The sequence below is a fragment of the Leptolyngbya sp. AN10 genome, from assembly GCF_050565645.1.
Classification (GTDB): domain Bacteria; phylum Cyanobacteriota; class Cyanobacteriia; order Leptolyngbyales; family Leptolyngbyaceae; genus Leptolyngbya.
The window spans coordinates 222,409-242,038 of record NZ_JBNXVP010000007.1 but is presented as its reverse complement, the minus strand read 5'-3'; the positions used below and the strand labels follow the sequence as shown (position 1 = coordinate 242,038).

21 protein-coding genes are annotated in these 19,630 nt (G+C 46.8%); 12 read left to right on the top strand and 9 right to left on the bottom strand.

The window, feature by feature from the left end:
* Window positions 1-37 precede the first annotated feature (37 nt).
* The 3 genes from ACQ4M5_RS12775 to trmFO all read right to left on the bottom strand — a co-directional run bounded on the left by ACQ4M5_RS12775 (window position 38) and on the right by trmFO (window position 2,806).
* Window positions 38-172 carry a hypothetical protein gene (locus ACQ4M5_RS12775; RefSeq protein ID WP_430676001.1) on the bottom strand — a complete coding sequence of 45 codons (135 nt, stop codon included), beginning with the start codon at window positions 170-172 and terminating at the stop codon, window positions 38-40.
* Window positions 173-246: 74 nt separating this feature from the next.
* Window positions 247-1,458 (bottom strand): lipid-A-disaccharide synthase-related protein, encoded by a 1,212-nt coding sequence (locus tag ACQ4M5_RS12770; RefSeq protein WP_430676000.1) that lies wholly within the window; start codon window positions 1,456-1,458, stop codon window positions 247-249.
* Window positions 1,439-2,806 carry an FADH(2)-oxidizing methylenetetrahydrofolate--tRNA-(uracil(54)-C(5))-methyltransferase TrmFO gene (trmFO, locus tag ACQ4M5_RS12765; protein WP_430675999.1) on the bottom strand — a complete coding sequence of 456 codons (1,368 nt, stop codon included), beginning with the start codon at window positions 2,804-2,806 and terminating at the stop codon, window positions 1,439-1,441. The genes ACQ4M5_RS12770 and trmFO overlap by 20 nt, the downstream gene beginning before the upstream one ends.
* A gap of 641 nt (window positions 2,807-3,447) precedes the next feature.
* On the opposite strand from trmFO, the gene ACQ4M5_RS12760 reads away from it, so the two are divergent.
* On the top strand, window positions 3,448-4,860 hold the full coding sequence (locus tag ACQ4M5_RS12760; protein ID WP_430675998.1) for a hypothetical protein: 1,413 nt from the start codon (window positions 3,448-3,450) through the stop codon (window positions 4,858-4,860).
* A gap of 90 nt (window positions 4,861-4,950) precedes the next feature.
* Here ACQ4M5_RS12760 and ACQ4M5_RS12755 read toward each other — a convergent pair whose 3' ends face one another.
* From ACQ4M5_RS12755 to ACQ4M5_RS12745, 3 genes are read right to left on the bottom strand one after another with little or no spacing between them, the layout of a single operon-like run.
* Window positions 4,951-5,796 (bottom strand): metallophosphoesterase, encoded by an 846-nt coding sequence (locus tag ACQ4M5_RS12755; RefSeq protein WP_430675997.1) that lies wholly within the window; start codon window positions 5,794-5,796, stop codon window positions 4,951-4,953.
* Between the two features lie 55 nt (window positions 5,797-5,851).
* The gene (locus ACQ4M5_RS12750) at window positions 5,852-7,336 is read right to left on the bottom strand and encodes a mercuric reductase (protein WP_430675996.1); all 1,485 of its coding nucleotides are present in this window, start codon (window positions 7,334-7,336) and stop codon (window positions 5,852-5,854) included.
* 4 nt (window positions 7,337-7,340) lie between these two features.
* Window positions 7,341-7,946, bottom strand: coding sequence for a TVP38/TMEM64 family protein (locus tag ACQ4M5_RS12745; RefSeq protein ID WP_430675995.1), 606 nt, complete (start codon window positions 7,944-7,946; stop codon window positions 7,341-7,343).
* Window positions 7,947-8,199: 253 nt separating this feature from the next.
* On the opposite strand from ACQ4M5_RS12745, the gene ACQ4M5_RS12740 reads away from it, so the two are divergent.
* On the top strand, window positions 8,200-8,916 hold the full coding sequence (locus tag ACQ4M5_RS12740) for a heme oxygenase (biliverdin-producing) (protein WP_430675994.1): 717 nt from the start codon (window positions 8,200-8,202) through the stop codon (window positions 8,914-8,916).
* Between the two features lie 40 nt (window positions 8,917-8,956).
* The gene (cobW, locus tag ACQ4M5_RS12735) at window positions 8,957-10,069 is read left to right on the top strand and encodes a cobalamin biosynthesis protein CobW (RefSeq protein WP_430675993.1); all 1,113 of its coding nucleotides are present in this window, start codon (window positions 8,957-8,959) and stop codon (window positions 10,067-10,069) included.
* A gap of 10 nt (window positions 10,070-10,079) precedes the next feature.
* Here the strand turns inward: cobW and ACQ4M5_RS12730 are convergent, their stop codons facing one another.
* Complete coding sequence (locus tag ACQ4M5_RS12730) at window positions 10,080-10,388, bottom strand: Mo-dependent nitrogenase C-terminal domain-containing protein (RefSeq protein WP_430675992.1); 309 nt, start codon at window positions 10,386-10,388, stop codon at window positions 10,080-10,082.
* Window positions 10,389-10,909: 521 nt separating this feature from the next.
* On the opposite strand from ACQ4M5_RS12730, the gene ACQ4M5_RS12725 reads away from it, so the two are divergent.
* From ACQ4M5_RS12725 to tatC, 3 genes are all read left to right on the top strand, one after another.
* A complete protein-coding gene (locus ACQ4M5_RS12725) occupies window positions 10,910-11,749 on the top strand; it encodes a methyltransferase domain-containing protein (protein ID WP_430675991.1) in 840 nt (279 codons plus the stop codon).
* 40 nt (window positions 11,750-11,789) lie between these two features.
* A complete protein-coding gene (locus tag ACQ4M5_RS12720; RefSeq protein ID WP_430675990.1) occupies window positions 11,790-12,701 on the top strand; it encodes a homogentisate phytyltransferase in 912 nt (303 codons plus the stop codon).
* Between the two features lie 284 nt (window positions 12,702-12,985).
* Complete coding sequence (gene tatC / locus ACQ4M5_RS12715; protein ID WP_430675989.1) at window positions 12,986-13,798, top strand: twin-arginine translocase subunit TatC; 813 nt, start codon at window positions 12,986-12,988, stop codon at window positions 13,796-13,798.
* A gap of 38 nt (window positions 13,799-13,836) precedes the next feature.
* Here tatC and ACQ4M5_RS12710 read toward each other — a convergent pair whose 3' ends face one another.
* The gene (locus tag ACQ4M5_RS12710; RefSeq protein ID WP_430675988.1) at window positions 13,837-14,400 is read right to left on the bottom strand and encodes an SH3 domain-containing protein; all 564 of its coding nucleotides are present in this window, start codon (window positions 14,398-14,400) and stop codon (window positions 13,837-13,839) included.
* A 403-nt stretch (window positions 14,401-14,803) separates the two neighbouring features.
* Here ACQ4M5_RS12710 and ACQ4M5_RS12705 point away from each other — a divergent pair, with 403 nt between their 5' ends.
* Genes ACQ4M5_RS12705 through ACQ4M5_RS12695 form a run of 3 tightly spaced genes read left to right on the top strand, consistent with a single transcriptional unit; the run spans window position 14,804 to window position 16,080 of the window.
* A complete protein-coding gene (locus tag ACQ4M5_RS12705) occupies window positions 14,804-15,052 on the top strand; it encodes a hypothetical protein (protein ID WP_430675987.1) in 249 nt (82 codons plus the stop codon).
* Window positions 15,053-15,058: 6 nt separating this feature from the next.
* Window positions 15,059-15,313 carry a hypothetical protein gene (locus tag ACQ4M5_RS12700; protein WP_430675986.1) on the top strand — a complete coding sequence of 85 codons (255 nt, stop codon included), beginning with the start codon at window positions 15,059-15,061 and terminating at the stop codon, window positions 15,311-15,313.
* Window positions 15,313-16,080, top strand: coding sequence for a hypothetical protein (locus ACQ4M5_RS12695; RefSeq protein ID WP_430675985.1), 768 nt, complete (start codon window positions 15,313-15,315; stop codon window positions 16,078-16,080). The genes ACQ4M5_RS12700 and ACQ4M5_RS12695 overlap by 1 nt, the downstream gene beginning before the upstream one ends.
* A gap of 187 nt (window positions 16,081-16,267) precedes the next feature.
* Here ACQ4M5_RS12695 and ACQ4M5_RS12690 read toward each other — a convergent pair whose 3' ends face one another.
* Window positions 16,268-17,167, bottom strand: coding sequence for a cell division protein FtsX (locus ACQ4M5_RS12690; RefSeq protein ID WP_430675984.1), 900 nt, complete (start codon window positions 17,165-17,167; stop codon window positions 16,268-16,270).
* A gap of 149 nt (window positions 17,168-17,316) precedes the next feature.
* Here ACQ4M5_RS12690 and def point away from each other — a divergent pair, with 149 nt between their 5' ends.
* The 3 genes from def to ACQ4M5_RS12675 all read left to right on the top strand — a co-directional run bounded on the left by def (window position 17,317) and on the right by ACQ4M5_RS12675 (window position 19,614).
* Complete coding sequence (gene def, locus ACQ4M5_RS12685; protein ID WP_430675983.1) at window positions 17,317-17,880, top strand: peptide deformylase; 564 nt, start codon at window positions 17,317-17,319, stop codon at window positions 17,878-17,880.
* A 56-nt stretch (window positions 17,881-17,936) separates the two neighbouring features.
* On the top strand, window positions 17,937-18,140 hold the full coding sequence (locus ACQ4M5_RS12680; protein ID WP_430675982.1) for a hypothetical protein: 204 nt from the start codon (window positions 17,937-17,939) through the stop codon (window positions 18,138-18,140).
* A 142-nt stretch (window positions 18,141-18,282) separates the two neighbouring features.
* Complete coding sequence (locus ACQ4M5_RS12675) at window positions 18,283-19,614, top strand: PrsW family glutamic-type intramembrane protease (RefSeq protein ID WP_430675981.1); 1,332 nt, start codon at window positions 18,283-18,285, stop codon at window positions 19,612-19,614.
* Window positions 19,615-19,630: the final 16 nt, after the last annotated feature.

Genomic DNA, 19,630 nt, shown 5'->3' with positions numbered 1-19,630 from the left:
TTCCAGTAGCTTTTAGAACGCGATCGATAGCAGCAAACTATGAGGTCAAATGCGTGTTGGTTGAGAAGTAGTAGAACATCGCTAAAAGCACGATCGACAGCACGCCAACTAATGTACCGATTAACAGAACAGCAGAAGATTTTTCGGGGGTGTCTTTAGAATTTGATTTCATCGTAGGGACTCCTTGACTATAAATTTAGTCCCCATTGTGAAGAGAACCGATTCGGAGTTCATCCCACTGTGGAATTAGAGCGTTTTCATGATTTCAATGAGTCGATCGCTAATTCGATCTGCGGCTCCCGGTTCTCCCATTCGTCGCCGCCCATTGTCTGCAATGATTTGAATCCGATCGGGATTTTCAAGCAAAGAACGAATTGCATGACTCATTTGGGAAGGATGCGGAACGAGCGTCACAGATGCACCTAACAATCGAGTTTGAGCTTCAGCAAATGCAGGTGTAAATTGGGGTCCGGCTCCTGGCATGATCAAGGCAGGTTTCCCAAGTCCGATAAATTGTTCGGTGGCGGTTCCTGCCATTGCGATCGCGATCTCACTCCGTTGGATACATTCAGCAAATCGTCCTGGTAGTAACTTTAGTATTGGTAAATTTTCACCGTAGCCATTCACATAAGTATTTGAATCTATGGAACGCCAGCGATAACTCACTAATAATTCATGTAGTTGATCAAGATCGATTCCAGGTGCGATCGCGCTCAAGAACTGTAAGGGGCGGTTTAGATCGCGTAGTTTGTCGATCGCTTGTAAAATCAATTCCCAATTGGCAAAACATTCGGGCGGACGGGAACCGGGAATTAATGCGATCGTTAATCCATCAAATTCGTTTGATCCTGACCACTCTAAGCCGTCCATCATTGGATTGCCGAGATCAAAAGCCGGAACATTAAAGCGTTTGAGCACTTGAGCGGTTAAGCGATCTCTTGGAAAAACAGCTTTACACTGAGGACGCTTCATCAGCCAGCGATCCCAAGGTTGAAAAATACATCCCGTCGATCGCTCTAATCGATCGTCCCACCAGGATTTTCTCGGCAATTCGCCTTTTTCATCCCGAATGTAATACTCCGATTTTGCAGTTGCAACAAAAGCAAACGGAGCGCGACTCATCCAAGCAAAGAACATTGGAACAATATCGCCCACTGCCAGAATTAGCCCGTCTTCTTTTGCCCAGTTTTTGATCGTTTTGATTTGTTCTAGCGTTAGTTTTACTAATCCCCCTTGTATATCTCTAACGAGTTGCTTGTTATCCATGTAAATGAATCCACCCGATGGCATCACTTTCACAGAACCAATCACCGAAATGTTTGCGTTTCTGTAAGCGTGACCTTCCCCAACGATCGGTAAAGCTTCGATCGAGCAATCCGATTTTTGCTGTAAAGCTTGAAGAATGCGAATTGCGATCGTATCTTCACCGTGACCGTTACTAAGACAAAGCAAGCGCATAAGGTTTGGTTAGAGAGAGGCGGAATTGGTCGAGATCTGAAAGGGCGCGATCGCGATATTGTCCATACCGCTCTTGTTTGTTGCGAATCTTCTTCGGGAGTTCCGGTAAAATTCCAAAGTTCGGCGGCATCGGTTGGAAGTGCTTGGGAGAAGCAGAACTGATGAAGTCGAACATTGCGCCCATCATAGTCGTGACAGGTAAAGTAACCGTTGGTAATCCTAGAGCAATTCGCGCCGCATTCGTTCCCGCAAGCCATCCACCTGCACAAGCAGCCGTGTACCCTTCGGTTCCGCTCAATTGTCCAGCAGCGAGTAAGGTCGATCGATTCTTAAATTGCAGCGTCGGTGAGAGCAATTCAGGGGAGTTGATGAACGTATTTCGGTGCATCACACCCATGCGGACAAGTTCGGCATTTTCTAAGCCTGGAATCAGTTGAAAGACGCGCTTTTGTTCGCCCCATCGAAGATTCGTTTGGAAGCCGACCATATTCCAGAGTTGCCCAGACTTGTCTTCTTGGCGGAGTTGAACAACTGCATAAGGGCGATGCTCTTTGTTCTCGCGGAAATCACCTTTTCGAGCATCAAACAGTCCCACAGGCTTAAGCGGACCATATCGCATCGTATCTTCGCCACGTCGAGCCATTTCTTCGATCGGTAAACAAGCCTCAAAAAACTTTGCCGTTTCCCGCTCAAAATCTTTGAGTTCCGCCTGTTCTGCCTTGCACAATTCTTGCCAGAAGTGGAGATACTGCTCTTTATTCATCGGGCAGTTCAGGTACGCAGCTTCTCCTCGATCGTATCGGGATGCCAAAAACGCTGTTTCAAAGTCGATCGATTCACCCACAACGATCGGACTTGCCGCATCGAAAAAGCTCATATAAGCCATTCCGGTAAAATTACGCAAATCTTCCGCCAGCGCTTCACTGGTCAGCGGTCCGGTCGTCAGCACCACGATTCCATCTCTGGGAATTTCCGTAAGTTCCCCACGTCGCAATTCGATTAGAGGATGACTGGAAAGCGTTTCGGTTAAATCCTGGCTGAAAACTCCTCGATCGACTGCCAATGCTCCTCCGGCTGGAACCTGATGCTTGTTCGCCATTTGAATCACGATCGAGTCTAATCTCCGCAATTCTTCGTGCAAAAGACCTGAAGCGCGATCGGTTGCCTGCGCCCCAAAAGAATTACTACAAACAAGTTCTGCCAAATGTTCAGAATGATGAGCGGGACTTTGTCGAACAGGGCGCATTTCGTGAAGAATGACGGGAATACCTGCTTGAGCGATCTGCCAAGCGGCTTCTGTGCCTGCAAGTCCGCCTCCAATGACGTGAATGGGGGAAAAGTCGGTCATGGTCAATACTGCGATCGAGTCCTTATCTAGGATAGATGCTTCTGTGAAAAGTCGCAGATCGAGGAAAATTCGCCGCAAAGATTCTAGCGAGTTATCCGGAGGATATGAAAAACTTTATGGTTTCTTCATATTAATAAGTGAAGCATCCGTGAAAACACGAGCATCCGTAGAATTGCTCTAGTAGACCCTCGATTGATTCTCAGCGATTTCGATAGAAACAATATCAAAACGTCAATACAACGATTGCAGACTGGTCTATTTATTGCTGGCGATATATCGATAAGGGCAGCGATCGTGATCCATTTCACTCCAAAACTTCAGTAAGTTGCGACTTATTCTATAAAGAGAATATAAATTGTCCGTAATAACACTGGCTTTTGTCCTGGAGATGTCTTAGTGTCTGTATAGAAACCGAAACAGATTATCTCTACTCAGAGCCGTTTAGTCAGGTTGCTCTACCTTTATTCACAGTATTCAGGGGATTCAAGGTGCGAACTCCCTCCAGGGAATGAAATTAATATCGGGCGATTCTAGGAAGCAACGAAAGTATTTCTACGGAGAAACTGCTTCTTCCATCCGTGTGAAGCCGATGATTAACGATCGAGATTAGAATTCAGACAGTGAGTGCTGGTTTGAAAGCTATGCGATCGTCTCCGTCTCGTTCTCCGCTGCGTCGAAACCTCTTGTTCGAGAGAGCGATGGCGCTTTTGGCTGTGGCAAATTTGGGATTGGTTGCGTTTGATAGCTCTTATGTGCCGTGGCGGGATTTCTGGTTTCGGAATTTTCCAGAACTAACGCGAGTTTACGATCGTGTCAAAGGCATCGAACCGCATCGTGACACTGAAGCGTATTTAGAAACTGTCGATCTCTTGCAGCAGGAACTTCAACAGGCAGGATTGCAAAGCGCACAGGTTCAAGCAAGACTTCAAGAATTGCGCGATCGCAGTGCAGAGATCGTCGATACGAATCCCTTTGCAGTTGCGAATAAGAGCGGAACGCTAGAGAAAATAAAAAATCGAATGCGTGAGCATATCTTTCAGCAACGTAGGCGTGAATCTGCAAAACAAGCATTTACAACATTTTGGAGCACAGAAAATCTAACGCAGCGCGGAGCGAATAGCGAACTGGAGTTTTTCGATCGCGAAATTCGTCCGTTGATTGCTTCAAATTATTATCGATCGATTGGTGAAAACGGCGAGTTTGTCGATTGGTTTTGGCTCCTTGACGCGCCTTTTGTTGCGATCTTTGCACTAGAATTTATCGCCCGAACGTTCTATCTCAGTCGCCGCTACAAGAGTTTGAGTTGGATCGATGCAGCACTTTGGCGATGGTATGACTTATTTCTGTTATTACCCTTTTGGCGCTGGTTGCGGGTGATCCCAACGATTGTTCGACTCGATCAAGCCCGGATTGTCGATTTTAGTCACATTCGCCAGCAAGCTAGTCAGGGATTTGTCGCCAATATTTCCGAGGATATGGCGGAAGTCGTCGTGATTCAGGTGATCGATCGAATGCAATCGTCGATCGAGCGCGGTGAACTATCGCGCTGGATTATTCAATCCGTGAATCGACCTTACATTGACTTGAATCAACGCGACGAAATTCAAGAATTAACGACTCACATTTTGCAAACTACGGTTTACCAAGTTTTACCGAAAGTTAGACCTGATTTAGAAGCCTTACTCCGCCATAGCATCGATACGGTTTTGAGTCAGTCGCCTGCTTATCAGAGCTTGAAATCGATGCCATTGGTGGGAGATTTGCCGAGACAGATGAATGAACGATTAGTGGCTGAAGTGACCAGTGGAGCTTATGACGCTATCGTGCTGGCTTTGAATGATAAAGTCGGCGCGGAATTAGTGAGCAAACTTGTGAAAAACTTTGGGCAGAGTTTTGCAACTGAACTACAGCAACAGCGATCGCTTCAGGAGATTCAAAGTTTAGCGATCGACTTGTTAGAGGAAGTCAAAATCAATTATGTGCGGCGCTTGAGCGATGAAGATGTCGAGGGAATTTTAAAGGAAACCCGACAAATTCGGAAATTAAGAAGCTAGAGGATGTTTGAAAAGTATCAAAGTTTTCTCGCTGCGTTCGATTAGCCCCGAATTCATTCCGGGGCGGGTGAGCGCAATGAACAGCACGTTTCAAATATCCTCGGTTCGACTGTGCAACGTAATCACCGTGACTTCTGGAGCGCAGAACAATCGACCTGGAAAATAAGTTCCTAATCCTCGATTTACGTACAATCGATTGCTACCAACTTGATGAAATCCTTTAACCCATTCCCAGTGTTTCATCACGCGGTAGCAAGCTTTTAAGGCTGAAATTCGATGTTTTAAGTTTCTAGGCAAGGTTCGATAAAGATAGGCACACGTTACAGAAACATTCAGAATTCCAGGAATGATGATTTGCCCACCGTGGCTATGTCCTGATAGCTGTAGATCGACGCGGTACTGTTGCAGTGATTCAGCAGAATCAGGATTATGAGCAAGCACAATCCGAGGTAAATCTGCGGGAAGTTGCGCCATCAATTCACCCGATTGTTTATAAGCAGATGACCAAAGATCAGCTAGACCCACCAGTGCAAGCCCTTCTCCCACCGGGTAAACAATCTCGTTCCACAAAACTTTAATATCTACCTTGGCAAGTCCATCAATAATGGTTTGCTTGCTATCGTGACGATACAAATCGTGATTTCCCAAAATTCCATAGATACCGCAACGAGATTCTATGTGTTTCAGTCGCTTCGCTAACTCATGAACCGGAGTCGGATCATCGGTGACAAAATCGCCTGTAATCACCACGAAGTCTGCTTCAGCTTGATTGGTTGCAATAATCGCTTGATCTAGCACTTCGTTAGATAAACGCATTCCATCAAAGTGCAAATCCGAAAGCTGAACGAGCTTCGTCCCATCTAAATGAGCAGGGAAATTGTCGATCACAATTTCCAACGTCTCGACCTTGACCGATTGATTGAATAAGGGTTGCATACCATCCAGATCTAATGCGCTTTCAGCTTAACAAACCTTAGCAAACCTGAACGCCCTATGAAAGTTTGGTCAATAAGCCTAAAAGCTTCCGGCTTCTCGGAGTGAGTAAGGTTTTGCGGTAAGCATCAGCGGCTTTTCGGATCGCTTCGGCTTGAGTGGGATAGGGATGGATCACGCTGGATAAAGTGTTCAAGCTGCATTTTCCAACGATCGCTAAAGTGATTTCGCTAATCATTTCGCCTGCATGACGGGCAACGATCGTAGCTCCCAAAATTTCGCCATTTCGATGCAAGATTTTGACGAATCCATTGGTTTCTCCATCTGCGATCGCTCGATCGACTTTTTCCAATGGAATCTTGATCACCTCTGCATCTGAATCGTGATCAACTCCAACTTGAGCGATTTCGGGATCAGTATAAATCGCTCTCGGCATGATTAAATCACTCAGCTTCGATCGACTTAATCCAAAGGGCGAAAAGAGCGCGTTTTTGATCACAATTCTTGCTGCCGCGTCCGCTGCATGAGTGTATTTCCAATCCATGCAGATGTCGCCCGCAGCAAAGATTTTAGGATTCGTGGTTTGCAGGTAGTCATTCACTTTCACGCCTTTTTTTGTGTAGTCAACGCCAGCAGCTTCGAGGTTTAATCGTTCAACATTAGGCGATCGACCTGCTCCCACTAGAATTTCATCGACGGTAATTTGCTGTGAATTGAAGTGAATGATTTTGCCGGGTTCTACTTTGTCGATCGAGCTATTGAAAACAATTCGGATTCCTTCATTAATCAGAACTTGTTTGAGAAGTTCAGCCGCTTCGGGATCTTCTCGATCGAGCAAGCGATCTTTGTTATGAAATAGTGTCACTTCACAGCCCAATCTTCGGAACGTTTGAGCCATTTCACAACCGATCGATCCACCTCCAATCACAGCCAATCGATTCGGTTGCTCAGTTAACGAGAACACCGTTTCATTCGTCAAAAATCCGACTTTTGCTAGTCCGGGAATATTCGGCTTACTTGCTCGTGCTCCGGTTGCGATCGTAGCTTTTTTGAACTTTAGAATGCGATCTCCAACGGCAATCCGTTCTCTATCCAAAAACTTTCCTTCGCCCAAAAACACATCAATTCCAAGCTTCTGAAATCGTTCTGCTGAATCGTTTTCGCTAATCTCTGCTCGAATTCGCCGCATCCGTTCCATCACTGCGGGAAAATCGACCTCAATCGAATCGGGTGGCATCACTCCAAACGATCGAGCCTGTTGCATTTCTCCTACAACACGCGACGATCGGATCACCGTTTTAGAAGGAACACATCCAACATTCAGACAATCACCGCCCATTAAATGCTTTTCAATGATGGCAACTTTCAGCCCAATTCCTAATCCCGCTGCGCCCGCTGCCACAACTAATCCTGCTGTTCCCGCACCGATTACAACCAAGTCATATTGGTCTTTTGGCTGTGGGTTCACCCAATCGATCGGATGCACACGAGAGATTAATAATTCATTGTGAGTATCAAGCGGAGAAATCAGCGAATCTTTCATCAGATTAATTCTCTTCTAATTCTTTCAAAGCTTTTTTAGCGATTCTAGTCACGTATACCGTTACGACTACTGTAGCGATGAATCCTATGATCCGAAGTGCCCACTGTACGAGTTGTGCTTCTTGACTCAGTTCCGTTGCTCCCAGCGTTGCTAAATTTCCCGCTAATGAACCGATATAGACATACATCAAAATTCCGGGAATCATTCCAAAACAGCCGATCGCATAATCTTTCAACGCCACTCGCGTCAGTCCATACGCATAATTCAGCAACGTAAACGGAAACGCTGGAGATAATCGGGTGAGCAATACAACTTTCAAACCTTCTTTAGAAACGGCTTCATCGATCGCTTTAAATTTGGAATTTCCCTCAATTTTGCGTGTGACCCAATCTCGTGCCAGATAGCGACCAACTAAAAAAGCTGCGATCGCGCCACAAGTTGCCCCTACGAAAACGTAAACTGATCCCAAGAAGATTCCATAAACCGCTCCTGCGCCTAGCGTTAAGATTGTTCCGGGTATGAAGAAAACAGCAGCGAAAGTATAGAGAGCGATGAATGCGATCGCGCCCACTGCACCAAGATTTTGAATCCAACTAAGAACTTCCTGCATGAGAAAAGGAAAAAGAAATCGTCTAAAATCTAGCGCGACATCCGCCTCACGTAAGAATTTGTAATGAAAACGTTCATCAAATCGGAATACCTTAATAAATAGCGAAACATGGTGATTCTGACATTTCGGGTACGATTCCGGGTTCAAAGCCTTTAATTAAGCCGAATTCAGGGATTTAAACTAAAATTTGGGATCGCCAGCAAAAAATACGCGCCAGCGAACCACTTAAATTTACAGTGTTGGGAAGTTTAGAATGAGCAGCAATTTAGCAACAAAACTTCGCGAAGGAACCAAAAAAGCTCACACGATGGCTGAGAATACAGGCTTCATCGCGTGTTTTCTAAAAGGAACGGTCGAAAAAGAATCGTACCGCAAGCTCGTTGCCAACTTCTACTTTGTCTATTCGGCAATGGAAGAGGAAATGCGCCGCCACAAAGATCATCCGATTTTGTCGAAGGTGTACTTCCCAGAACTGGAACGCAAGGAAACTCTTGAGCAAGATCTGGCTTACTATTTCGGCAAAAACTGGCGGGATCAAGTCGCTCCTTCGAGCGCAACTCAATCGTATGTGGCGCGAATTCACCAAATTGGTAACAGCAATCCTGAACTCTTGATCGCTCACTCCTACACCCGCTACATCGGAGATTTATCTGGAGGTCAAATCCTCAAGAAGATCGCCCAAAACGGCATGAATCTCACTGAAGGTGAAGGAACGAGCTTCTACGAGTTCAAGCACATTTCCGATGAGAAGGCGTTCAAGAAAGAGTACCGCGCTCGCTTAGATTCGATGCCGATCGATGATGCGACCGCTGATCGAATTGTCGAAGAAGCAAACGACGCATTTGGCATGAACATGGACGTGTTCAAAGAGCTAGAAGGCAACCTAGTTAAAGCGATCGGGCTTGCATTGTTCAACGCTTTGACCCGGAAACGCGGTCGGGGCAGCACCGAATTGGTAACGGCAGAATAGAGTTTTTGAGCTTTTCAATTTTTGAATCCAGGGAATCTAGGTGAAGAAATTCATCGGGTTTCCAGGATTCGTCGTTTGGACTTGGTATGATCGAGCGCGACTGCTCAATAAAAAATTTATGGCTGCAAAGATTCCGGTTACTGTCATTACTGGCTTTTTAGGAAGCGGAAAAACGACTCTGATTCGTCACCTGCTGCAAAACAATCAAGGGCGACGAATTGCGGTACTGGTCAACGAATTCGGGGAATTGGGGATCGATGGGGAATTACTGAAATCGTGCGAGGTTTGCCCCGAAGACGAAACCAGTAATATCGTCGAACTGACTAATGGTTGTCTGTGCTGCACGGTTCAAGAAGAATTTCTCCCAACGATGCTGGAATTGCTCAAACGCAGAGACAGCTTAGATTGCATCCTGATCGAGACTTCTGGTTTAGCATTACCCAAACCGTTGATTAGAGCATTCCGCTGGCATGAAATCAGAAATGCAGCGACCGTTGATGGTGTCATTACCGTGGTCGATTGTGAAGCTGTTTCGACTGGAACTTTAGCGGCAGATCTCCAAGCTGTTGAAGCTCAGAGACAAGCTGATCCCAATCTCGATCACGAAACTCCGCTGCAAGAATTGTTCGAGGATCAGCTTGCTTGTGCCGATCTCGTAATTTTGAATAAAACCGATTTAGTCGATTCCGAAGCTCAGGGAAAGGTTCGATCGATAGTTGAACAAGAACTGCCCAGAGCCGTCAAGATTGTCGAAAACGGACGTAGCGATCGAGAAATTGATCCCAATCTCTTACTCGGCTTCAATGCAGCAGTGGAAGAGAACTTAGATGCCCGTCCAAGCCATCACGACACCGAAGAAGAACATGATCACGATGATGAAATTCAATCGACGCATCTGATCCTGGATAAATCGTTCGATCCGAATCAATTGCGATCGCAATTAGAAAAACTGGTGCAGGAACAAGAAATCTACCGCGTGAAGGGATTTGTAGCGGTTCCCGATAAACCGATGCGGCTAGTGGTTCAAGGCGTGGGATCACGATTCGAGCATTTCTACGATCGACCCTGGCGTTCTGATGAAGTGCGGCAAACTCGATTGGTCTTCATCGGCAAAGATTTGGACACAACCCAGTTAGCGGCACAACTCGCTTAGGCGAATTTGTCTAGACCACCATTTCGCCGCATTCATCGACTAAGTAGCAGAGTGCGCGGAACCGCAGACCGATAAGTTGATCGTAGAGCGGATTCAGCTTGCACATCGGTGGAATGTGAACGATCGTGCGTCCGAACAACTTAATCTCACGCTCGAACGGGCATTGTGCAGGGATCAGCTTGCAGACGAGATGAGCGGACTTACGATCGTTGACTTCGATCGAATCTAACCAGTTGCGAATCGGCTTCAAGAGGTCAAATTTGTTGCGAGGTTGACCGGAAGAAATCGGAAAATCAAATGTGAATTGTGACTCAGACATGACGACCTTCCCAAAGAAATAAGAGAGAGTTTTGCTCTGTTTCAAGGCTGAGGAATTGTTGCTTTTCTCACTACTAGATACACAGCAGATTTTAGATTTCCGTGAGTTTTAGAAGAGAGATTAGCAAAGCCTTGATAAAGATGAAATGAAACAATTTGGGTGAACTGGCGACCTAGATTTAAGGCTCAACATACCCATATCTACGTCGAAATTCTTCAGTTTATGCAGAAATTTGAATTCAATTATTCCTGCCTTTTCTCAGAGTTATTTCCATTAAAGTGATCCCCAGAACTACTGCACAGCACCCTAGAGGGTAAAGTTTTCTTTACCATTCGATAAATCTACGTCCGCAGATATTGACCTCTAGACATAAAGATAAAGGCTGGAACCAGTTTCGCAGAACTGTAGTTTTTATTACCTAGTTAATCTGGAGTTATCAAAAGCTTTTCTTAATTTTCTATGACTCGTTTTTTTCGAGAATGATTTGATAAATTGAATACAATTTCAAATTGAACTTATCCATGACTTCATCGCTATCTGATCAAATTCGCCAGTTTTACGATGCGTCTTCTGGACTGTGGGAGCAGGTCTGGGGTGAACACATGCACCACGGCTATTACGGTGCAGATGGGAAGACGAAAAAAGACCGCAGACAGGCGCAAATCGATTTGATCGAGGAATTGCTGAACTGGGCGAACATCACAGAAGCAGAGCAAATTCTAGATGTGGGATGCGGGATCGGAGGAAGTTCGCTCTATTTAGCAGAGAAATTTGGGGCAACCGCGACGGGGATCACGCTCAGTCCAGTGCAAGCGAATCGAGCAACGGAACGAGCACGAGCAAACAATATCAACGCTCAGTTTCAAGTCGCTGATGCGCTAAATATGCCATTTCCAGACCATTCCTTTGATTTGATCTGGTCGCTCGAAAGCGGTGAACACATGCCCGACAAAGCAAAATTTATGCAGGAATGTATTCGCGTTCTCAAACCGGGCGGAACGTTTGTGATGGCAACCTGGTGTCATCGTCCGACGGATAAAGTGCCATTGACGGTAGACGATCGAAAACGTCTTGCTGAGATCTACCGCGTCTATTATCTGCCCTACGTGATTTCGTTGCCGGAATATGAAGCGATCGCACAATCGATCGGTCTTCAAGACATCCGAACCGCTGATTGGTCGAGAGCCGTTGCCCCATTTTGGGATGTCGTGATCGATTCTGCTTTTGATCCCGCTGCAATTTTCGGCTTACTCACATCTGGTTGGACAACGATTCAAGCTGCTTTATCGCTTGGAACGATGCAGCAAGGCTACAAACGCGGATTGATTAAATTTGGCTTACTCTGCGGCAAGAAAGCCTAGAACCACGGTACGGTGAAAAAGTCAGGATTCCAGAACGCACATGAATCGAACTTCGTCTTCTAATCCCATTCAACGTTATGCCTATGCTTTCTGGAAATTCTCTCGCCCCCATACCATCATCGGAACCACGCTGAGTGTTCTTGGACTGTATTTGATCGTGTTGGGGAGCGATCGACAACTTTCCCTGCCACCGACAAGCTTGATCGCGCCTTGGATCGCCTGCATTTGCGGCAATATCTACATTGTTGGATTAAACCAACTCGAAGATATTGCGATCGACAAAATCAACAAGCCGCATCTGCCACTTGCTTCTGGTGAATTCTCGATTTGGCAAGGACGTGCGATCGTATTTCTCACGGGAGTGATCGCGATCGCAGTTTCAATCTCTCAAGGCGTTTATCTGTTTGGAATGGTGGGATCGAGTTTAGTCCTTGGGACACTCTATTCTCTACCGCCCGTTCGATTGAAGCGATCTCCGTTCTGGGCTTCTTTGTGTATCTTCACGGTCAGAGGCGCGATCGTGAATCTTGGATTGTTCCTGCACTTTAATCAGGGATTCCCGGTTCCTGCAAAGGTCTGGGCGTTGACGATCTTTATTTTGGTGTTTACCTTTGCGATCGCGATCTTCAAAGATATGCCGGACACTGAAGGCGATCGACAATACAACATTCGGACGCTAACTCTAAAAATGGGTCAACGTCCGGTGTTTAATCTGGCTCGTGCGGTTTTGACCGTGTGTTATCTCTCGATCGTTGCGATCGCGTTCTTTTTGCCGGGAGTCAACGCACCCTTCTTAGTGCTCAGTCATTTAATGGCACTCAGTTCGATGTGGCTTCGCAGCTACAAGATCGATCTACAAGACAAAAAAGAAGTCACCCGTTTTTATCAATTCATCTGGAAACTATTTTTCTTAGAGTATTTAATTTTTCCGGCAGCGTGTCTCTTAGGATAAGCGCCAGGTTTTGCGAACCTTTGCAAGTTGCAATTCGTATTCCGAAGCCGCCCAAATCGAAACACCCAATACGACAAAGTAACTAACGACAGCAATGAGATTTAACATGGTGATTTTAAATGATTGATGAATGAATATTGCAATCATAAACCGCCGTATATGTTACATCGTCATTCTCAATATGGATCACCTAGCAATCTCCAGATAGAGTTTTGATCCGAAACTTGTCTCGTCGCCCGTCCTCGATACAATGGTTACAACCCATCGGACAGAAGCGATAATCCATGACTGCTCCTTCGGAACTCGAAACCTCTTCTAACTCAGCGATCGCGGAAAATTCCCCCAGCGAATTGGCTCCCGCTGACCCTCCAACTCTCAGCGACGACGGCGATATTCTTGATGATGTCGAGATGTCGCTGTTCGATCACCTGGAAGAACTGCGGCAGCGGATATTCGTGTCGTTGGCTGCGATCGTTGCTTGTATCGTGGGCTGTTTTGTCTACGTTAAGCCGCTCGTCCAATTTCTCGAAGTTCCAGCTAACGGCGTAAAGTTCCTTCAGCTTGCTCCTGGAGAGTATTTTTTTGTATCGATGAAAGTGGCAGGTTACAGCGGATTGATCCTCGCCGCACCTGTGTTGCTGTATGAAGTTGTCGCATTCGTATTGCCAGGATTGACCCGACGAGAAAAACGGTTCCTCGCTCCTGTTGTTTTAGGCTCAAGCGTTCTGTTTCTCGGTGGATTGGCGTTCGCGTATGCGTTATTGATTCCGGCTGCGTTGAACTTCTTTATCTCTTACGGTGCAGAAGTCGTTGAGCAGGCTTGGTCAATCGATCGATATTTCGAGTTTATTTTACTGTTGATGTTTAGTACTGGATTAGCGTTTCAAATTCCAGTGGTTCAAGCATTACTCGGATTTTTGGGGATTGTGTCATCGAAAACGATGCTTGCGGGTTGGAAGTATGTTCTTCTCGGTGCTGCAATTCTTGGTGCTGTGATTACACCTTCGACTGATCCGCTGACTCAAAGCCTCTTGGGTGGAGCGGTATTGGGGCTTTACTTTGGTGGAGTCGGGATTGTGAAACTTTTGGGTAAATAGAGCGCGATCGCTCAACACATACGATCGCGACCGCAGATTTAGAAAAATGTCAGCGATCGTCTGCCGTCATTGTGTACGAAAAGTTCAACATTGCGCCCTGTGTAAGCCACTCCATCTGAAGTCCGGTTTACAGTGACAGGCTCTCTGTTTATCTCTGTGCGCCTCATGCGACGGTTATAAACATTAATGCGAGTTTGTCGTCCGCTGGGAAAAACTCGCGCTTCATAATCATCGACTAAATATCGTTGATTTCGATCAATGATTGGTCCTGGTGGAAGCCCACGTCCGCCGATCGCAGGTTGTCTGCTCGCAAGCTGTCTAACGTAAGTTCCATCTACCCAGCCGCTCGCACCTGTCCGAGCAGACTCGATGTAGTACCATTGATTTCGATTGCTGCCGATTCTTTGATTTAAGATTCGGACGCGATCGCCTGGAACTCCAAATCCTCGTAGTGGAGCGTTGACACTTGGAATAGCTCGCATATTAATCGTAGAATCAGCAAAATTCGCTCTCAATACTGCATCTCTGGCAGACGCAGGTAAGCTGCTAAAAGCAATAATTCCGAAAGAAGCGATCGCGCTAAAAATAATTTTGGCATTCATTTGGTTTTCTCCCTGACTCAAAAATTTAGCTACTTGCCAAACTGGGCGTATTCCGGCAAGCACTCCTTCAAGCCACACCCTGTACTCGTAAGATATCCTGCTTCCGAGCGAATAATCAAGCAGCTTCAAACTTGGGTAATCGTTTATTGACGATCGCTCTAAGGATTATGAATTAAATAAGTCCGGCGAATAGAATTCGCAACTATACAAACGAAGTCCGCCCCACGCGGACTAACAGCCAGTTTCTTAACCCGCAACGGCGGGTTTTGTCTGTGTAGCTGCAAATTCTATTCGCCAAGCAAACGTTCGGAGTGATTAAATTCACATTCCTTAGCTCGACTTTATCTAATTTGAATCAGAGGAAAGGTAGCAAGATCAGGAAAGAGTTGTTTGATTGCTCCTGATGAACTTACTACCAAAAGAATTTCTGTCCATCATTTTAACGTTCGCACCGTTGTTCTCCAAGCCTGTGTGGAAGTCGGCAGTGGTGTTACTGTTTGGTGCAATTGTGAAACCGGGAAGCCGGGCGGTCAGTGTCATTCTGCGGGCGATGGGGTTGCAGCATGAAACTCAGTTTCAGCGGTATCATCGCGTCTTGAGTCGAGCCGTGTGGTCAAGTCGCCGAGTGAGTCGATTGCCGTTGGAACAGTGAATCGAGGTGTTTGCGCCAGCGGGCGTGTTGGTGCTGGGGATAGATGACACCATTGAGCGGCGATGGGGACAACGCATTGCGGCACGAGGCATCTACCGCGACCCAGTACGTTCAAGTCGGAGTCACATGGTCAAAGCCAGTGGTTTGCGCTGGCTGAGTCTGATGCTTTTGGTGCCGATTCCGTGGGCAAACCGAGTCTGGGCATTGCCCTTTCTGACCGTGTTGTCCCCCGCTGGCTGCCGCATCGCGCAATTGTCTTAGTGGCAGATAGCAGTTTTGCCGCCCTAGAGTGGCTCGAAGCGATGCGACAACTGCCGACCTCAGTGGCGGTTGTCACTCGCCTTCGCTTAGATGCAGCACTCTATGACCCCGCACCGCAGCGTCAACCCAAGCAAATGGGTCGTCCGCGTAAGGTCGGCAAACGATTACCGACGCTCAAATCCCGGCTCGACTCGACTCAACAAGAGTGGCAATCCTTGGCGATAGCGGGGTGGTACGGCGGTCGCACGGTGAACTCCAAGTCCTCTCTGAGACTGCGGTGTGGTATCACACAAGGTTGCCTGCGGTGCCGATTCGCGACCGTGCTTGTCCAAGACCCCACAGGCAAATCTGAGCCACAAGCGTTTCTCTCCACCGACTTGAGTGCTACCCCAGAACAAATTTTGCTCTGGTATCGCCGACGCTCTTCACTCGAAGTCACCTTTGAGCAAGTTCGAGCGCACCTCGGAGTCGAAACAGGGCGGCAATGGTCAGACAAAGCCATCCTTCGCACGACCCCTGCACTGTTTGGATTGTTCTCCCTTGTCACTCTGCTGGCACATCAACTGCAAGCTCAACAGCCGTTTGTTTTACCTCAATCTGCCTGGTACAAGAAATCGCTGCCCACTTTTATTGATGCGATCGCGGCGGTGCGCCACTCCCCGTGGGCAACTCGACTTTTCCAGATGTCAGTTGAAGCCCCCACACCACAGAAAGTTCCACCAGAGTTGCTGGAACTTTGGTCAGATTTACTTTGCTATGCGTCGTAATTGGATAAAGTCGAGCTTAGACATTTTTGATCAACCCTGTATCAGTTCGCTAAAAACAGAAATTTTATTCTGAGAATCTCTATAAAATGAGCGGCATAGCTACTTAGACGCGAATTCCATCCAGCAAATCTCTGTGCAAAAACTCAAAGGAATTGTTCGATCCGCGTCTCAATTAGAATTTAAGCGATCAAACCCTAGCAAATCGCCGCACTGCTAATACGCTTCCCACAAATCCGACCATTCCACCGAATGCCAATAGAATCAGCGGCAACGCGATGAGATTCATTGAGCCTGCGGTTCCAGTTGCTAAAAACTGCACAAATTCTGCCTGTCCGCTCAATTGATGGCGAATAAACTTCTGAATCGCTTGAATCAACGAAAACGCGATCGCTGATCCAACAATTCCAAATGCCACTCCCTGAGTTAAGAACGGCAAATAAATCCAGCTTCGAGTCGCGCCCACCAATTGCATAATTTCAATTTCTTTTCGACGCGCTAACACAATAAATCGAATCGTTGTATTAATCACCGCGATCGCAGTTGCCGTTAAAATCCCGATCGTCGCTGTGCTAATCCAATTAAATCCCTTATTTAACTGAGCAATTCGCTGAACTGCTTCGCCCACATATTGAACTTCCTCGACTCCGCGAATCTTCTTTAATTTCTCAGCCAGAATCGGCACTTGTTCCGACGATCGAGCTTTCACTTTCAATTCATCGACCAGCGGATTCCCTTCAAGCTGTTGAGTTGCATCCGTCAAATTTGATAGTCCCAATTCTTTCACTAGACTGCTCCAGGCTTGCTCTTTGGAGACATCTTGAACTGAGGCAACTTCGGGTAATCGTTCGACTACCGATCGTAAAATATCCGCCGAAACCCCCGTTTCGAGATAAGCCGACACTTCCAATTGACTACCAAACTGAGTCAGCAAACTTTCTAGCTGCCAGGAAGCCTGCAAACTAATGCCAAACAGAAACAGTAGCACCGTCACCATACTGACCGCCGCCCAATTCATCCAGCCGCCACGTCGTAACCCTAATAACGTTTCGCGGAACAAATAATCCAACTTGGTGAAGAACCGAACCATTTGCTTTTCCCTCAATGCGCCAAACCCTTGTAGCATCGGAAATCAAAACCAGCATCCGGAGCATCCACTGAATTCGCACCGGATTCGCTAAAATGGAGCTAACACGGAATCAATCCGACCTTCTATTTCATTCTTAGGTGACACATCCCATGCCCTCTGTCGTTCTGGTTGAGAAGAAAAAATTAGACAATCCGCCGTTAAAGATGCACCACATGGGCGATCGCGTTTTGCGTCAGCCTGCGAAACGAGTGGCGAAGGTGGATGACGAAGTGCGCGAAATTGTTCGTCAAATGCTGCAAACGATGTACAGCGAGGATGGGATCGGGCTTGCAGCGCCCCAAGTTGGGATTCATAAACAGATTATTGTGATCGATCTCGAACCGGAGAAACCCGAAGCGCAACCGATGGTATTGATCAATCCGGTGATTAAAAAATTTGGTACGGCAACCTGTAGCGGTCAAGAAGGCTGTCTGAGTATTCCAGGTGTCTATCTGGATGTCGATCGACCTGAAACGATCGAGGTTTCTTTCAAAGACGAAACCGGACGGATGAGAACGATCACGGCTGATGGTCTGTTGTCTCGCTGTATCCAGCACGAGATTGACCACTTGAACGGCGTTTTGTTTGTCGATCGAGTAGACAATCAACTCGCGCTCACTCAAGAATTGAAAAAACGCGGCTTCTCTACAAATGATGTCCGCGCCGTTCGATAATAAAGGCTAACCGTCAGCAATCCTGGCGGTTTCTCAGTCTTTAAGGAGAAAAGCTTATGATCATGACCCCTAAAAGTGGTTTATTTCTCGGTGGATCTTGTGTCGCAGCGATCGCGGCTGTCGGATGCGTGTTTGAACTGACTTCGGGCAGTCCAGACTATGGCGCTTTGACGACCGGAATTATTTTGGCAATCAGCGCTCCGTTAACGGTGATTTGCTTTCTTGCAGCGGTCGCAGATGCGAGAGCCAATAATCAATAATGAAGATTTCTGAGTTTTCCCGATTGTCTCAATACAGATGTGATAGAGATCCCAGATACGTATAGAATGTTGCGCTAGAAATTGACCTTGTTTCCCTGTTTTTACCGTATGTCTAGCGCGAACGCCCACAGGAACCCCTCACATGACGGGCGATATTAGTGCCATAGCCTGCCTTCGACAAGTTTCGATCGGCAATCCCTCCGAAGTAAAATCACTGGTACATCCTTTATCGATCGATGATGTTACTGCGATCGGACGAGATCCGCGCTGTCAAATCGTCATCGATCCACTGTTGTTTGCGTCTGTGTCGCGTCGTCATGCAGAAGTCCGCCCCTGTGATCCGAGCGAAGAGATCGATCGCCCCTGTTGGTGGATTTGTGATCTCAATAGTTCTAATGGCACGTACTTGAATGGTCAGCGATTGCGCGGATGTCGAATTTTGCAGTCGGGCGATCGAGTCACTTTGGGCAATGATGGACCTGAATTTATTTTTGAATACTTTGGAGAAGTCGATCGAGAAGTTGCCGCTGCTCCCCCGATTCCCGTTCCATCGGATTCGGTCACGTTAACGCAGCTTTTCCCGATCGTTTCTACTGGACGAGAACTCACTCGCAAAGCTTATCTCGTTCCAGGAATTATTACGATTACCTTTGTCGTAGCGCTGTTTGTCGCAGTAGGACAGCCGTTACTCTTCAATCGACTGTTGGCAGGCTATATCGCCTTAGTTGGCTTCTATTTTGTATATCAACTCTGCGGCAAGCGAAAACCCTGGTGGGTGATGGTTCTTGCGGCAATGGGAACTTACTTTTTACTCCGCAGCCCTGTTTTACTCCTGTTCATCCAAGTCTTTCGAGAAATTCTACCGGGACAAGTTCCCACACCCGGACAACTGATCAATCCCTTAGAGTTACTAATTCGGATGTTCTTTGGAGCGGGACTAATGGAGGAATTGCTCAAAGCGATCCCGCTAGCAATCCTGTTCCTCATTGGGCGATTTTTGCCTGCACCGTGGAACGATCGAGTCGGCATTTGGGAGCCACTGGATGGAATTCTTCTCGGTGCAGCTTCCGCAGTCGGATTTACCCTAGTCGAAACATTGGGGCAATACGTGCCCGACATGATCCAAACCACCTCGCTACAGTTAGGAACAGGTTGGGATCAGCTTCGAGGTTTGCAAGTTCTGATTCCGCGATTGTTAGGAGCCATTTCAGGACACATGGCTTATAGCGGATATTTTGGTTACTTTATTGGGTTAGCTGTCCTAAAACCGCGTCAGAGTTGGTTAATTCTCCTTATTGGCTGTTTCACCGCTTCTGGACTTCATGCCCTTTGGAATGTGATGGGCAGCGTTAGTGAAATTTTATTGGCACTTGTCGGAATGGTTTCTTATGCGTTTCTTGCAGCAGCAATCTTGAAAGCCCGATCGCTGTCTCCGACTCGATCGCAGAATTTCGCCACGCGCCTAAAATCCTAGCGTCACGAAAAAATTC

Bases quoted from the DNA above. Each gene is read 5' to 3' on its own strand.
- ACQ4M5_RS12775 (WP_430676001.1), bottom strand. From the start codon at position 172: ATGAAATCAAATTCTAAAGACACCCCCGAAAAATCTTCTGCTGTTCTG.
- ACQ4M5_RS12770 (WP_430676000.1), bottom strand. From the start codon at position 1,458: ATGCGCTTGCTTTGTCTTAGTAACGGTCACGGTGAAGATACGATCGCA.
- trmFO (WP_430675999.1), bottom strand. From the start codon at position 2,806: ATGACCGACTTTTCCCCCATTCACGTCATTGGAGGCGGACTTGCAGGC.
- ACQ4M5_RS12760 (WP_430675998.1), top strand. From the start codon at position 3,448: ATGCGATCGTCTCCGTCTCGTTCTCCGCTGCGTCGAAACCTCTTGTTC.
- ACQ4M5_RS12755 (WP_430675997.1), bottom strand. From the start codon at position 5,796: ATGCAACCCTTATTCAATCAATCGGTCAAGGTCGAGACGTTGGAAATT.
- ACQ4M5_RS12750 (WP_430675996.1), bottom strand. From the start codon at position 7,336: ATGAAAGATTCGCTGATTTCTCCGCTTGATACTCACAATGAATTATTA.
- ACQ4M5_RS12745 (WP_430675995.1), bottom strand. From the start codon at position 7,946: ATGCAGGAAGTTCTTAGTTGGATTCAAAATCTTGGTGCAGTGGGCGCG.
- ACQ4M5_RS12740 (WP_430675994.1), top strand. From the start codon at position 8,200: ATGAGCAGCAATTTAGCAACAAAACTTCGCGAAGGAACCAAAAAAGCT.
- ACQ4M5_RS12730 (WP_430675992.1), bottom strand. From the start codon at position 10,388: ATGTCTGAGTCACAATTCACATTTGATTTTCCGATTTCTTCCGGTCAA.
- ACQ4M5_RS12725 (WP_430675991.1), top strand. From the start codon at position 10,910: ATGACTTCATCGCTATCTGATCAAATTCGCCAGTTTTACGATGCGTCT.
- ACQ4M5_RS12720 (WP_430675990.1), top strand. From the start codon at position 11,790: ATGAATCGAACTTCGTCTTCTAATCCCATTCAACGTTATGCCTATGCT.
- tatC (WP_430675989.1), top strand. From the start codon at position 12,986: ATGACTGCTCCTTCGGAACTCGAAACCTCTTCTAACTCAGCGATCGCG.
- ACQ4M5_RS12710 (WP_430675988.1), bottom strand. From the start codon at position 14,400: ATGAATGCCAAAATTATTTTTAGCGCGATCGCTTCTTTCGGAATTATT.
- ACQ4M5_RS12705 (WP_430675987.1), top strand. From the start codon at position 14,804: ATGAACTTACTACCAAAAGAATTTCTGTCCATCATTTTAACGTTCGCA.
- ACQ4M5_RS12690 (WP_430675984.1), bottom strand. From the start codon at position 17,167: ATGGTTCGGTTCTTCACCAAGTTGGATTATTTGTTCCGCGAAACGTTA.
- def (WP_430675983.1), top strand. From the start codon at position 17,317: ATGCCCTCTGTCGTTCTGGTTGAGAAGAAAAAATTAGACAATCCGCCG.
- ACQ4M5_RS12680 (WP_430675982.1), top strand. From the start codon at position 17,937: ATGATCATGACCCCTAAAAGTGGTTTATTTCTCGGTGGATCTTGTGTC.
- ACQ4M5_RS12675 (WP_430675981.1), top strand. From the start codon at position 18,283: ATGACGGGCGATATTAGTGCCATAGCCTGCCTTCGACAAGTTTCGATC.